The sequence below is a fragment of the Streptomyces sp. NPDC090108 genome, from assembly GCF_044747185.1.
Lineage (GTDB): Bacteria > Actinomycetota > Actinomycetes > Streptomycetales > Streptomycetaceae > Streptomyces.
The window spans coordinates 244,399-259,071 of record NZ_JBIVDQ010000001.1 but is presented as its reverse complement, the minus strand read 5'-3'; the positions used below and the strand labels follow the sequence as shown (position 1 = coordinate 259,071).

At 73.5% G+C, this 14,673-nt stretch carries 9 protein-coding genes; 7 read left to right on the top strand and 2 right to left on the bottom strand.

The window, feature by feature from the left end; translation table 11 throughout:
• The first annotated feature begins 154 nt into the window (after positions 1–154).
• Together ACIPRD_RS01090 and ACIPRD_RS01085 are read left to right on the top strand one after the other, a co-directional pair.
• Positions 155–373, top strand: a complete 219-nt coding sequence (locus ACIPRD_RS01090; protein ID WP_356404024.1) for a hypothetical protein — start codon at positions 155–157, stop codon at positions 371–373.
• Between the two features lie 274 nt (positions 374–647).
• Entirely contained in the window at positions 648–3,719 is a 3,072-nt protein-coding gene (locus ACIPRD_RS01085; protein WP_401558885.1) for an AAA family ATPase, read from the top strand.
• A 100-nt stretch (positions 3,720–3,819) separates the two neighbouring features.
• On the opposite strand, the gene ACIPRD_RS01080 is transcribed toward ACIPRD_RS01085, so the two are convergent.
• Together ACIPRD_RS01080 and ACIPRD_RS01075 are read right to left on the bottom strand one after the other, a co-directional pair.
• The gene (locus ACIPRD_RS01080; RefSeq protein ID WP_401558882.1) at positions 3,820–5,001 is read right to left on the bottom strand and encodes a PQQ-dependent sugar dehydrogenase; all 1,182 of its coding nucleotides are present in this window, start codon (positions 4,999–5,001) and stop codon (positions 3,820–3,822) included.
• Positions 5,002–5,102: 101 nt separating this feature from the next.
• Positions 5,103–6,101, bottom strand: a complete 999-nt coding sequence (locus ACIPRD_RS01075) for an aldo/keto reductase (RefSeq protein WP_356404028.1) — start codon at positions 6,099–6,101, stop codon at positions 5,103–5,105.
• A gap of 75 nt (positions 6,102–6,176) precedes the next feature.
• Between ACIPRD_RS01075 and ACIPRD_RS01070 the strand changes: the two genes are divergently transcribed.
• The 5 genes from ACIPRD_RS01070 (at position 6,177) to ilvC (ending at position 14,534) form a co-directional block, all read left to right on the top strand.
• Entirely contained in the window at positions 6,177–7,118 is a 942-nt protein-coding gene (locus tag ACIPRD_RS01070) for a 2-hydroxyacid dehydrogenase (RefSeq protein WP_401558879.1), read from the top strand.
• Positions 7,119–7,534: 416 nt separating this feature from the next.
• Positions 7,535–10,636 carry an EAL domain-containing protein gene (locus tag ACIPRD_RS01065; RefSeq protein WP_356404032.1) on the top strand — a complete coding sequence of 1,034 codons (3,102 nt, stop codon included), beginning with the start codon at positions 7,535–7,537 and terminating at the stop codon, positions 10,634–10,636.
• 374 nt (positions 10,637–11,010) lie between these two features.
• Entirely contained in the window at positions 11,011–12,861 is a 1,851-nt protein-coding gene (locus ACIPRD_RS01060; RefSeq protein WP_356404034.1) for an acetolactate synthase large subunit, read from the top strand.
• Positions 12,862–12,891: 30 nt separating this feature from the next.
• Positions 12,892–13,416, top strand: a complete 525-nt coding sequence (gene ilvN / locus ACIPRD_RS01055) for an acetolactate synthase small subunit (protein WP_330459972.1) — start codon at positions 12,892–12,894, stop codon at positions 13,414–13,416.
• A 119-nt stretch (positions 13,417–13,535) separates the two neighbouring features.
• Positions 13,536–14,534 carry a ketol-acid reductoisomerase gene (ilvC, locus tag ACIPRD_RS01050; protein ID WP_356404037.1) on the top strand — a complete coding sequence of 333 codons (999 nt, stop codon included), beginning with the start codon at positions 13,536–13,538 and terminating at the stop codon, positions 14,532–14,534.
• The last annotated feature ends 139 nt before the right edge of the window (positions 14,535–14,673 follow it).

Sequence of the window (14,673 nt, the reverse complement as noted above, 5' to 3'; positions counted from 1 at the left end):
TCGCGGGCCTCCTGAGGCCCCTTACGCGTGCCCCCGCGCACGGCGGCGGCCCCGGAATACGGAACTCTCCCGATGTGGGCGGACCCCCTCGGCGACGAGAGTGAAGGCATCGCGGAAAGCGACGCACGACTCCCTCTCTCCCGAAGGACACACCATGCACGAGTTCGAGCTCCAGCGATTCCACACCGCCGAACTGCGCCGCGCCGCCCAGCAGGAGCGCCTCGCCCGCGAGGTCGTCCGCGCCGGCCGCGCCACCCGCCGCGCGGAGGCCGCGGCCCGGCGGGGCGGCCCGGAGGCCGGCCCGGAAGCAGGCCGCGACGCCGGCCCGCATACCGGGCGCGCGGTCCGGAGCCGGCCGGCGCGCAGCGCGTGAACGCCGGCCCGGCGTGCCCCGCGGTCCCCGGGCCGGCCCACCGGCCGCCCCGGGGACCCGCCGGGCCCCCGCAGCCGCGCCCGCCCGCGGCCCCCACCGGCGCGCGTCCCGGCTCCGCGCGCACGGTGCCGGCGCCCAGCCGGACGGCTCTCGCCCGCACCGGCGTATCCCCGGCGGGACTCCCGTCCCGGCCGGTCCGGCTCACGCGGGCATCGGTATGACCATCGCACCGGACCTGTGGAAAACAGGTGCCCTGCCGTCCCGGCCTCGTGCGATGCTCTGGCCCGTGGAGACCAGGTCCGTCAGTCCCGTGTTCGTCGGCCGCGCCGACGAGTTGTCCGTCCTGAACGACGCGCTCGCCCGCGCCGCCGGCGAGGGCACCTCCCGGGCTCCCGGCACCGCCGGAGAACCGCAGGCGCTGCTGCTCGGCGGCGAGGCGGGGGTCGGCAAGACCCGCCTCGTGGAGGAGTTCGGCGCGGCCGCCGCCCGTCGGGGCGCCGTCGTCGCCGTGGGCGGCTGCGTGGAGATCGGCGCCGACGGACTGCCCTTCGCCCCCTTCTCCGGCGCGCTGCGCGCCCTGCGCGACGCGCTGCCCGAGCCGTTCGCCGCCGCCGCGGCCGGACAGGAGGACGAACTGGCCCGGCTGCTGCCCGAGCTGGGCGAGGCCCGCAGCAGCCGCCACGACGAACAGGGCACGGCCCGTCTCTTCGAACTCACCGCCCGGCTGCTGGAGCGGACCGCGTCCGAGCACACGGTCGTCCTCGTCCTGGAGGACCTGCACTGGGCCGACGCCTCCACCCGCCACCTCCTCGCCCACCTCTTCCGCACCCTGCGCTCGGGCCGCCTCGTCGTCCTCGCCACCTACCGGTCCGACGACATCCACCGCCGCCATCCGCTGCGCCCGCTGCTCGCCGAACTCGACCGGATGCGCACCGTCCGGCGTGTCGAACTCGCCCGTTTCACCCGCGAGGAGGTCGGCCGCCAGGTCGCCGGCATCCTCGCCGCCGAACCCGACCCCGCCCAGATCGACGAGTTCTTCGCCCGCTCCGACGGCAACGCCTTCTTCGTGGAGGAACTCGCCGTCGCCGCCGGCGAGGGCTGCCGCACCGGACTGACCGACTCCCTGCGCGATCTGCTCCTGGTCCGGGTCGAGGCGCTGCCCGAGAGCGCCCAGCAGGTCGCCCGGATCGTCGCCGAGGGCGGCTCGACGGTGGAGCACCCGCTGATCGCCGCCGTCGCCCGGCTCCCCGAGGACGACCTCATCGAGGCGCTCCGCGCCGCCGTCGGCGCCAACCTCCTCACCGCGACCCCCGACGGCGGCGGCTACCGCTTCCGCCACTCCCTGGTCCGCGAGGCCGTCGCCGACGACCTGCTGCCCGGCGAACGCTCCCGGCTCAACCGCCGCTACGCCGAGGCCGTCGAGGCCGACCCCGCGCTCGTCGCCGCCGACGCCCGCGTGATGCGCCTGGCCAGCTACTGGTACCACGCCCACGACCCGGCCAAGGCGCTGCCCGCCGTCCTGGACGCCGCCGTCGTGGCCCGCCGCCGGCACGCCTACACCGAGCAGCTCCGGCTGCTGGAGCGGGCGATGGAGCTGTGGGACGGCGCGCCCGAGGACGTCCGCTCCGCCCTGCGCCCGGTCGACCACGCCGAGGTCTATCCGCCGTGCGGCTGCGATCCGGCCACCACCCCGCTGCGCTACCTGGACCTGATGGCGGAGGCCGCGGTCGCGGGCCGCTTCGGCGGGGAGCGCGAACGCGCACTGAAGATCATCAAGCGGGCGCTGCGGCTCCTGGAGGACGACCCCGACCCTCTGCGCGCCGCCTGGTTCTGGGTGCAGCGCTCACGGGTGGTGCAGGCGCAGGCCCGCGGCGACGGATGGAGCGAACTGGCCACCGCCCAGGAACTGGTGCGCGGCCTGCCGCCGAGCGAGGTGCACGCCGAGGTGCTGGCGATCTCCGCCAACTGGTCCATGCTGCACCGCCCCGGCCCCGGGGCCCTCGCCGACGCGGAGCGGGCCGTGGAGTACGCCCGCATGGTCGGCGCCCGCCCGATCGAACTGCACGCCCGGCTCACCCTGGGCTGCCTCATGGTCGACTCGGGGGACGTCGAGGCCGGGCTCGCGGAGCTGCGGCGGGTCACGGCGGACGCCCTGGCGGAGGGCGTCACCCAGGTCACCGGGCGCGCCTATGTGAACCTCCCCTCCGAGCTCCAGTCCGTGGGCCGTGACCGGGAGGCCGAGCCCGTGCTGCGCGAAGGGCTCGCCTTCACCCGCCGCTTCGGGCTCCTCGAACCCGAGGCATGGGTGTGGGGCAATCTCGCCGAGGTGCTGTACGCGCTCGGCCGCTGGACGGACGCCGCCGAGGCCGCGACGCGTGCGACCGGTACCGGCCACAGCGCCCGGACCCGGGGCTCCGGCGCACTGCGCCTGGCCCACATCGCCCTGGGCCGCGGCGACCTCGCGGAGTCGGCCCGCCGGCTGGAGGCCGCCCACGCCGGCTACGGCACCCACGACCCGATGCCCCAGCAATCGCTGCCCCTGGCCCGGGTGGCCCTCGGCCTCGCCGCCGAGGAGGGCCGCATCCTCGACGTCCGCACCGAACTGGCCGCCGCCCTGGACGCGGGATTCCCGGCCGGCACCCACCGCTACGCCTGGCCGCTGCTGCGGGCCGCCGCCACCGCCGAGGCCGACGCCCGCACGCTGCCCGCCGCCGGGCCCGGTCGCGCCGCGGCCCTCGCCCGCCTCTCCGAGGCCGTCCGCACCCTCACCACCGGTGTCCCCCTCTGGCGGGCCCACGAAGAGTGGGCCCGCGCCGAACTGCTGCGGGCCGAGGGCCGTGACACCGCCGCCACCTGGTCGTCCGTGACCGGCGCCTTCGAATGCCTGGAGCGCCCCTACGACCTCGCACGTGTGCGGTACCGCCTCGCCGCCGCGCTGCTGGCCGAGGGCGCCGGCGAGGACGAGCGCGACCGGGCCGCGGAACTCCTGGGACTGGCCGGCGCGGTCGCCGGCCACCTCGGCGCCCGCCCGCTCGCCGACGCCGTCACCGGCCTGGCCCAGCGCGGCCGCCTGACCCGCGCCCCGCGGCAGGAGCTCGCCCCGGCCGGTCCGGCGGGGTCCCTCGGGCTCACCAGCCGCGAGCGGGACGTGCTGCGTCTGGTCTCGGCCGGCCGCACCAACCGCCAGATAGCCGAGGAGCTGTTCATCTCGCCGAAGACGGCGAGCGTCCACGTCTCCAACATCCTCGCGAAACTCGGTGTGTCGGGAAGGGGGGAGGCGGCCGCCGTCGCACACCGGCTCGGGCTCTTCCCGCCCGGCGGCCCGGACCGCCTGGCAGCGGGCTGACACCCGCCGCCGGACCCCGCGGGCGCCGCCATCACCTCACCGCCCCCGAACTGCCCCCCGCCGGACGCGGGAGCGGCGCCGTACCGAGGAGCGGGGCCGCTCACCGCACCCGCAGTTCCAGCACCCTGTCGTCGCCCTTCGCCGGATCGCCCCGGCCGTCCGTGTTGCTCGTCACCAGCCACAGCCTGTCGCCGCCCGCGGGCAGGACGGTGCGCAGACGGCCGTACCGTCCGGCGAGGAAGGACTCGGGGGCAGCGGCGGCGGCCGTTCCCTTCAGCGGGACGCGCCACAGCCGCTCGCCCTTGAGGCCGGCCATCCAGATCACGCCGTTCACATAGGCGATGCCGCTGGGCGAGGCGTCGTCGGTGTGCCACTGGGCCAGCGGATCGCGGAAGCGGGAGCCCGGGGAGGTCCCCTCGGCGGTCGGCCACCCGTAGTCGCCGCCCGGCACGATCGCGTTCAGCTCGTCCCAGGTGTCCTGGCCGAACTCCGAGGCGAACAGGCGCTGCCGGGAGTCCCAGGCCAGGCCCTGCACATTGCGGTGGCCGTACGAGTACACCGGCGAGCCGGGGAACGGGTCGCCCGGAGCGGGCTCGCCCTCCGGGGTCAGCCTGAGGATCTTGCCGCCGAGCGACCTGCGGTCCTGGGCGAGGCCGCGCTGCCCGCTCTCGCCGGTGCCCGCGTACAGCATCCCGTCCGGGCCGAACGCGATCCGGCCGCCGTTGTGGATGAAGCCCTTGGGGATGCCCTTGAACACCGTGTCGGGGGCGCCCAGTTGCTCACCGGCCGGTTTCCGCTCGTCGTAGCGCATACGCACGATGCGGTTGTCCGAGGCCGAGGTGAAGTAGGCGTACACCAGGTGGTCCGAGGCGTAGTCGGGGGACAGGGCGATGCCCAGCAGGCCGCCCTCGCCCGCCGGGGAGACCCCGGAGACCGCGCCCAGCACCGTCTTCCCGCCGGTCCTCGTGTCGATCCGGGTGATCGTGCCGTCGTCGCGCGAGGAGACGAGCAGGTCACCGCCCGGCAGCCGGGCCAGCCCCCACGGGGTCCTGAGTCCCTCGGCCACGGTGCGCAGCACGGTCGCCGAGCCCCTGGCCGCCGCGGCCGTCTCCGCGGGGGACGCGCCGGGGGAGGAGCCCGCGGCCGTCCCGCCCGGTGTCGTCCGCCCGACGGCGGGCGGGAACCCCCCGCCGCCTCCGCCCCCGCCGGAGGAGCAGCCCGCCAGCAGGAGCGCGGTGGCGGTGGCCAGCACGGCCCGTACGGTTCGGCCTCGCACGATCACGGTCCCTTCGCAGCGGCGGTACCCGAAGACGGCTTCCCCTTCTCATACACCGCTCACGCCGCCCGGGTTCCCGATCCGCGCCGACCTCATGCGGAATCGTTTCAGTCCCAGGAGTCGCGCGCGGCCGGCAGCCGGGACACCTCCGCCAGATCCTCCGCCGTCAGCCGCAGCGCGGCCGCCCCCGCGTTCTCCTCGGCCCAGCGCGCCCGCTTCGTCCCCGGCAGCGCGACCACCCCACGGCCCTGGGCCAGCACCCACGCCAGCGCCACCTGCGCCGGGGTGACACGCTCCCCGTGCCGGCGGGCGACGCGGCGCAGCCCGGCGACGATCGGCTGGTTCGCCGCCATCGTCTCGGCCGTGAACCGCGGATGGCGGGCCCGCACGTCGTCCGGCTCGAAACCGCTCCCCGGCGTCAGCGTCCCGGTCAGGAAGCCGCTGCCCAGCGGCATCGCCGCCAGGAATCCCACGCCTCGCGCCTCGCACCACGGCAGCAACTGCCCGAGCGCCTCCGGCGACCACACCGACAGCTCCGCCTGCACCGCGCTCACCGGGAAGACCTGCTGCACCCGCCGGAGCTGACGCAAGGTCAGGTCGTGGGTCCCGGCCCCGGAGCGGCGTGCGGCGCGCGCGCCCACCGCGCACAGGCCCAGCGCCCGTACCTTCCCGGCCCGCACCAGGTCGGCCATCGCGCCCCACGTCTCCTCGACGGGGACCTCGGGGTCGGCGCGGTGCAGCTGGTAGAGATCGATCACGTCGGTCTGCAGGCGCCGCAGCGAGGCGTCGCAGGCCCGTTTCACATAGCCGGGGCGGCCGTTGGCCACGACGTGCTGCTCACCCACCAGCAGCCCCGCCTTCGTCGACACGAAGGCGTCCGCGCGCCGCTCCCTCAACACCCGCCCGAGCAGCAGCTCGTTGGTGAACGGGCCGTACATGTCCGCCGTGTCCAGCAGGTCCGAACCGAGGTCCAGCGCCCGGTGCACCGCTCTGAGCGAGTCGTCCCCCCGCTGCCGCGAGGTGCTGTACGCCCAGCTCATGGGCATGCACCCGAGTCCGACGGCCCCCACCGCGAGCGCCCCCGCGCCGATCGTCCTGCGCTCCACGTGCTCGTGAACCTCCCTCTCCGGGCCCCCAACCTAACCTCTGTGCTCAGCCGCCCCTGACATAGCCTCCCTGCCATGACTGCTGACGTATGGCTTCCCCTTCCGCCGGAGGAGATCGAGGGACTTCCCGACGGGCTCCGGTACCTGTTCTGGGACGGCGCCGAGGAGTTCCCCGGCGACCCGGCGGACTGCGTCATGTACGTGGTGCCGTACATGAAGCGGTGGCCCGTCAAGGTGCGCCCCCTGGAGCTGCTGACCCGCCTCCAGGTGATCCAGACGCTCACGGCCGGCGTGGACGACATCACCGCCGCCCTCTCCTCCATCGTGCCCGGCGTACGGCTGTGCAACGCGCGCGGTGTGCACGAGGCGAGCACGGCCGAGCTGGCGCTCGCCCTGACCCTCGCCTCCCTGCGCGGCATCCCGCAGTTCGTCCGGAACCAGCAGGAGGAGCGCTGGCGGAGCGGGTTCCGGCCCGCGCTCGCCGACCGGTCCGTGCTCATCGTCGGCTACGGCGCCATCGGCGCCGCCATCGAGGACCGGCTCGCCCCCTTCGAGCTCGCGCGGGTGGCGCGCGTGGCGCGCTCCGCGCGCACCACGGTGCGCGGGCCCGTGCACCCGTTCACCGATCTGCCCGCACTGCTCCCCGACGCCGACGTCGTGATCCTCTCCACGCCCCTCACCGACGAGACCCGGGGCCTGGCCGACGCCGGGTTCCTCGGCCGCATGAAGGACGGGGCGCTGCTCGTCAACGTCGCCCGCGGCGCGGTGGTCGACACGAAGGCGCTGCTCACCGAGCTGGAGAGCGGCCGCATCACCGCCGCCCTGGACGTGGTGGACCCCGAGCCGCTGCCGCCCGGGCACCCGCTTTGGCACGCGCCCGGCGTGCTCCTCACCCCGCATGTGGGCGGCCCCACTTCGGCCTTCCTGCCGCGCGCCGAGCGGTTGCTCGTGGACCAGTTGCACCGGTTCGTGAACCAGGAGCCCCTGCGGAACGTGATCCTCACCACGGGGGCGTGACGCACCCCCGCCGCCGGCTCGGCCGGGGCGGGGAACTCCCGTACGGCACACTCCGCGATCCTCCGGATGCGGGGGGTTTCCGCATCCCCGCTGGTCGTCACGGAGCGTAGAGAAGCTATGTCCCTGAGTGACGATACTGGTGTATCGTCCCGACAGGGGCTGCGCCGCCGACCGTTCGGCGCCGGGGATGGACAGTCAGATTGGTGAGGGGGGCGACGGGCGATGCACGGCCTATGGACGAACGATCCGACGCGGCGGAGCCGCCGGCGGCGACCCTGGCGGACGGTCGCGCGCAGACGCGGCCGCCATGCCACCCAGCACAGTCAGCAGAGTCATCACCGCAGGCCGGGCGAGCGCAGGAGGCGCACGCACCAGGACCAGCGGGACCCGGGGACGGCGCGGACCGGGAGGCCCCGGTGAACGCCCCGCCGTCGCTGACGACGACCCTCGACGGACCCTCGCGCGCGCCGCACCCGCAGGGTGACCCGCCGCCCCGCCCGCGCGGCGGCGGTGACGCCTCGCGTCTGGTCCAGCAGCTCGCCATCGCCGTGCTCTGCGCGGCCTACGGCATCGGATCCGCGCTCGACTGGGGATCGCCCCAAGTCGCGCTGTTCATGGGTGACTTCGGCCTGAGCGCCGCCGCCGGCACCGCCGCCGTCTCCTGCTTCCTCTACGCCCGCAGCGCCCGCGTCCGGTTCCGCCCGGCCTGGCTGCTGTTCGCGCTGTCCTCGGCGATGGCGGCCCTCGGCAACGCGGTCTGGGGATGGTACGAGGTCGTGCTGGGCCGCGACGTGCCCAGCCCCAGCTACGCGGACCTGTTCTTCCTGTGCTTCGCGCCGCCCGCCATCGTGGGCCTGCTGGTCCTCGCCAAACGGCCCGCGAACCGCGCCGGATGGATCTGTCTCGCCCTGGACGCCTGGCTGATCGGCGGCTCGCTGCTCACCCTGTCCTGGAGCCTCGCGCTCGCCCAGGCGGCCCGCTTCGACGGGCCGAGCGTGGCGCACACCGCGCTGTCGCTGGCGTACCCGCTGCTCGACATCGCGCTCGTCAGCATGGTGCTCGCGCTGCACTTCCGGCGCAGCCCGGGCAACCGCACCGCGGTGAACACCGCGATCGGCGCGCTCGCCCTCACCGTGATGTGCGACGCGCTGTTCACCTCGCCGCTGCTGCACAGCAGTTACCGCTCCGGACAGCTGCTGGACGCGGGCTGGTTCGCCGGTTCGCTGCTGCTTGCGTACGCCCCGTGGGCCGCCCCGCGCCGCCACGGCGCACGGGACGGCGGGCGGCAGGCACCGGACGGGCACACGCGCGTGGTCCACGAGCACGTGCCGGGACAGCGCGGCACACCCCTCGCGCCGGGCTCCACGTCCGCGCAAGCACCCGGGGCCGCGCAAGGCACCGCGTCCGTGCCGGGCGGCGACCACGGGCGGTACCCGGCCGGGCGGCCGCTGACCGGCTCCCTCGCGGCGCTCACCCCGTACCTCGCCGCGGCCGTGTGCACCCTGGGCATCCTGTACAACGTCCTCAACGGCCGGCGGCCCGACCACGTGGTGCTGATCACCGCGGGCGCGGTGGTCCTGGCGCTCGTCATCCGGCAGGGGATCATGCTGCTGGACAACATCACCCTCACCCAGGAACTGGCACAGAAGGAGAACCACTTCCGCTCGCTGGTGCAGGGCTCCAGCGACGTCATCATGATCGCCGCGCCCAACGGCATCCTCCGGTACGTCTCCCCGGCCGCGGCCGGGGTCTACGGACGGGCCGCCGAGGAACTGGTCGGCACCGAACTGGCCCATCTGATCCATCCGGAGGACCTGGGCTGCGTGGTGCACGAGGTGCGGCGCTTCCTCGCCGCCAGCCCGCCCGAGGAACCCACCACCCGCATCGAGTGCCGCTTCCGCTCCGGGGCGGGCGGCTGGCTCAACGTCGAGTCCACCGTCAACCGGCATCACGGCGGCCTCATCTTCAACAGCCGGGACGTGACCGAGCGGGTGCGTCTCCAGGCCCAGCTGCAGCACAACGCCGAACACGACGTGCTCACCGACCTGCCCAACCGGGGGCTGTTCACCCGGCGCGTCCAGCAGGCATTGTCCGGGCGCCGCGCGGGAGACCGGGGAGCCGCCCTGCGCGGCACCGCCGTGCTCTTCATCGACCTGGACGGCTTCAAGGCCGTCAACGACACCATCGGCCACCAGGCCGGCGACGAACTCCTGATCCAGGCCGCCCGCAGGCTCCAGGACGCGGTCCGGCAGGGGGACACCGCCTCCCGGCTGGGCGGCGACGAGTTCGCGGCCCTGATCGCCGGGGACGGCACCCGGGACCGTGCCGCCCGGGAGCGGAACATCCTGGAGCTGGCCGACCGCCTCAGGCTGACCCTCTCCCAGCCCTACGCCATCGGCGGCAACGATGTCCGGGTCAACGCCTCCATCGGGGTCGCCTTCGCCGAGGCCGGTCTCGGCGCGGGCGAACTCCTGCGCAACGCCGACCTCGCCATGTACCGGGCGAAGGCCGGCGGCAAGGGACGCGTCGAGCTGTACCGGCCGCAGATGCAGCAGGACGTCGTACGCAAGGCCGAGCTGGCCACCCGGCTGCGGGCCGCGCTGCACGACGGCGAGTTCGCACTGCTCCACCAGCCGGTGGTGTGCCTGGAGGACGGCCGGATCACCTCGGTCTCCGCGCACGCGCGCTGGCGCTCCTCCCAGGGCGTGCTGTTCACCCCGGCCGAGTTCCTGCGGGTCGCGGAGGACGGGGACAAGACCGCGGAACTGGAGCGCTGGATCCTCCAGGAAGCCGTGGAACAGGCCGCCGAGCGTGCCGCGAGCGGACTCCTCGTCCCGGTGTCCGTGCGGATGAGCGCCCGGCGGCTGCTGGACCGTTCCCTGCCGCTCGGCTCGGTCGAGGCGCTGCTGAACCGGCACGGGCTGCCGGCGGGGGCGCTCGTCGTGGAGCTGACCGACACCGACCCGCGGATCTCCCTGGACGAGCTGGAGCGCAGGCTTACCGCGCTCAGCGGGCTCGGGGTGCGGATCGCGCTCGACGGCTTCGGCAGTGGCTACGCGGCCATCACGGCCCTGCGGCGGCTGCCCGTGGACATCCTCAGGCTCGACCGCAGCCTGGTCGAGGGAGTCGTGGAGTCGCCGCGGCTGCACAAGATCACCAGCGGGCTGCTGCGCATCGCCGGCGACCTCGGCCTCCAGTCGGTCGCGGAGGGCGTGGACCTGCCGGAGCAGGTCGTCGCGCTGCGCGAGATGGGCTGCACCCACGGACAGGGCATGGCGTTCGCGGGCCCGGTGGACGAGTACCGGCTGCGCCGCGCGCTCGCCACCGGCCACTGCCCGCTGCCGCACGCACCGGCCGAACCGGCCTTCGCGGGCGGCGGTCGGGCGGCGCAGGGGCGTGCCGCCGAAGGCGCGTGGGCGGCCGTGCGCTCCGGGGACACCGAGGGAGGCGGAGGGCGCCGGCCCGAGGGCGTGGGCACGATCGTGGCCACGACACCGCCCGTGGCGCCCCGGAGGTGAAGGCCGCATGAACACGGGTGCGAGGGTGTGCGCGAAGGACGTGTCCACCGTCTTCTGAGGTGGACGCGTTCCTCGCTCACATGATGAGACTCCCGTCCCACCCACTTGACACGTGGTGTGTGCCGGGAGGAGGGTCAGTTCCATGCGCACCCGAATTCTCGTACTTGGACAGCGCGTCGGCTGAACTGGGGCCCACCGGGCGACGATCCGGAAACCCCAGCGACCTCACCGACGCGCTCCCCTCGCTTGCCTTGCGGCACGAGGGGTTTTTTGTTGCATGAGCACCCCTCCCGGGGAGTTCGGCACCCGCTCAGATTTTGTTACATCACCGTCCAGACCTCGCAAAAACCCTCAGCATCGAGAAGAGAATGCCGATGACCGAGCAGGCCACCGGGGCCCACCATCCGCAGCCGCGGCCCCGACCCGGAGGACAGCAGTCCGCGTCCGTCGAGCACGTGACGGGTGCGCAGTCCCTGATCCGCTCCCTCGAGGAGGTCGGCGCTGAGACGGTATTCGGCATCCCCGGCGGCGCGATCCTCCCGGCGTACGACCCGCTGATGGACTCCACCCGGGTGCGTCACGTGCTGGTCCGCCACGAGCAGGGAGCCGGTCACGCGGCCACCGGCTACGCGCAGGCCACCGGCAAGGTCGGCGTCTGCATGGCCACCTCGGGACCGGGCGCGACCAACCTGGTCACGCCGATCGCCGACGCGCACATGGACTCGGTGCCGCTGGTCGCGATCACCGGTCAGGTCGCCTCCAAGGCGATCGGCACCGACGCCTTCCAGGAGGCCGACATCGTGGGCATCACGATGCCGGTCACCAAGCACAACTTCCTCGTCACCAAGGCCGAGGACATCCCCCGGGTCATCGCGGAGGCCTTCCACATCGCCTCCACCGGCCGCCCCGGCCCGGTGCTGGTCGACATCGCCAAGGACGCCCTCCAGGCGCGGACCACCTTCTCCTGGCCGCCGGTCATGGACCTGCCCGGCTACCGCCCGGTGACCAAGCCGCACGCCAAGCAGATCCGCGAGGCCGCCAAGCTGATCACCGCCGCCAAGCGGCCCGTCCTCTACGTCGGCGGCGGCGTCCTCAAGGCCGGCGCCACCGCCGAGCTGAAGGTGCTCGCCGAGCTGACCGGGGCGCCCGTCACCACCACCCTGATGGCGCTCGGCGCGTTCCCCGACAGCCACCCGCAGCACGTGGGCATGCCCGGCATGCACGGCGCGGTCACCGCCGTCACCGCGCTGCAGAAGGCCGACCTGATCGTCGCCCTCGGCGCCCGCTTCGACGACCGCGTCACCGGCCGGCTGGACAGCTTCGCCCCGTACGCCAAGATCGTCCACGCCGACATCGACCCGGCCGAGATCGGCAAGAACCGCGAGGCCGACGTGCCGATCGTCGGGGACGCCCGTGAGGTCATCGCCGACCTGGTCCAGGCCGTGCAGAAGGAGCACAGCGAGGGCTCCAAGGGTGACTACACCGCCTGGTGGAGCGACCTGAACCGCTGGCGCGACACCTACCCGCTCGGCTACGACCAGCCCGGAAACGGCTCGCTCGCCCCGCAAGCGGTCATCGAGCGCATCGGACAGCTCGCCCCCGAGGGCACGGTCTTCGCGGCGGGCGTCGGCCAGCACCAGATGTGGGCCGCGCACTTCATCCAGTACGACAGGCCCGCGACCTGGCTGAACTCCGGCGGCGCCGGGACCATGGGCTACGCGGTGCCCGCCGCGATGGGCGCCAAGGCCGGCCGGCCGGACCGCACGGTGTGGGCGATCGACGGCGACGGCTGCTTCCAGATGACCAATCAGGAGCTCACCACCTGCGCCCTGAACAACATCCCGATCAAGGTCGCCATCATCAACAACGGCGCCCTCGGGATGGTCCGCCAGTGGCAGACCCTGTTCTACAACCAGCGCTACTCCAACACCGTGCTGCACTCCGGCCCGGACGAGGCCAACCCGGAGGCCAGGGGCACGCGCGTGCCGGACTTCGTGAAGCTGTCCGAGGCGATGGGCTGCGTCGGCCTGCGCTGCGAGCGCCCGGAGGACCTGGACAAGGTCATCGAGGAGGCGAACTCCATCAACGACCGTCCCGTCGTCGTGGACTTCATCGTCCACGAGGACGCGATGGTGTGGCCGATGGTCGCCGCCGGCACCTCCAACGACGAGATCATGGCCGCCCGGGACGTCCGCCCCGACTTCGGCGACAACGAAGACGACTGACCCCGACAGGCAAGGAAGAGCACCCCGATCATGTCCAAGCACACGCTCTCCGTCCTGGTGGAGAACACCCCGGGCATCCTCGCCCGCATCGCCGCCCTGTTCTCCCGCCGCGGCTTCAACATCGACTCGCTCGCGGTCGGCGTCACCGAACACCCCGACATCTCCCGCATCACCATCGTGGTCGGCGTCGAGGACCTGCCGCTGGAGCAGGTGACCAAGCAGCTCAACAAGCTCGTCAACGTGCTGAAGATCGTCGAACTGGAACCGGGTCAGGCCGTTCAGCGCGAACTCGTTCTGGTGAAGGTGCGCGCCGACAACGAGACCCGCTCCCAGATCGTGGAGATCGTCAAGCTGTTCCGCGCGAAGACCGTGGACGTCTCCCCGGAGGCGGTCACCATCGAGGCCACCGGATCCGGCGACAAGCTGTCCGCCATGCTCAAGATGCTCGAACCCTTCGGCATCAAGGAGCTCGTCCAGTCCGGCACGATCGCCATCGGACGCGGCGCCCGCTCGATCACCGACCGTTCGCTGCGCGCGCTCGACCGGTCCGCATGAGCGGCGTCCGGCCGGCCGGGTCAGCACCCGCCGGCCGGATGCCGAGACCCCAGGACTTCCCCTCCCCCCACCGCAATACGGTGGGACGCAACATCTGCACACCAAGGAGAGAACCCAAAGTGGCCGAGCTGTTCTACGACGCCGACGCAGACCTGTCCATCATCCAGGGCCGCAAGGTCGCGGTCATCGGCTACGGCAGCCAGGGCCACGCCCACGCCCTGTCGCTGCGGGACTCGGGTGCCGACGTCCGCGTCGGTCTGCCCGAGGGCTCCAAGTCCAAGGCGAAGGCCGAGGAGCAGGGCCTGCGTGTGGTCACTCCGGCCGAGGCCGCCGCCGAGGCCGACGTCATCATGATCCTCACCCCGGACCCGGTCCAGGCGAAGGTCTACGAGGAGTCGATCGCCCCGAACCTGAAGGACGGCGACGCGCTGTTCTTCGGCCACGGTTTCAACATCCGCTTCGGCTTCATCAAGCCCCCGGCCGGCGTGGACGTCTGCATGGTCGCGCCCAAGGGCCCGGGCCACCTGGTGCGCCGCCAGTACGAGGAGGGCCGCGGCGTCCCCTGCATCGCGGCCGTCGAGCAGGACGCCTCGGGCAAGGCCTTCGCGCTGGCCCTGTCGTACGCCAAGGCCATCGGCGGCACCCGTGCCGGTGTCATCAAGACGACCTTCACCGAGGAGACCGAGACCGACCTGTTCGGTGAGCAGGCCGTCCTGTGCGGTGGCACCGCGGCTCTGGTCAAGGCGGGCTTCGAGACCCTGACCGAGGCCGGCTACCAGCCGGAGATCGCCTACTTCGAGTGCCTGCACGAGCTGAAGCTGATCGTCGACCTCATGTACGAGGGCGGCCTGGAGAAGATGCGCTGGTCCATCTCCGAGACCGCCGAGTGGGGCGACTACGTCACCGGCCCGCGGATCATCACCGACGCCACCAAGGCCGAGATGAAGAAGGTCCTCGCCGAGATCCAGGACGGCACCTTCGCCCAGAACTGGATGGACGAGTACCACGGCGGTCTGAAGAAGTACAACGAGTACAAGGACCAGGACTCCGAGCACCTGCTGGAGACCACCGGCAAGCAGCTGCGCAAGCTGATGTCGTGGGTGAACGACGAGGCGTGACCGCCGCGCCCGTGGGGGGGGGGGGGCCCCCCGGGGGGGGGCCCCCCCCCCCCCCCCCCGCGCCCCCCCCCCCCCACCAAAATTTTAGTGGGGGGGTGGGGTGGGCCGGGGGGGCGCACCAGAACCAGAGCCCCCCAAA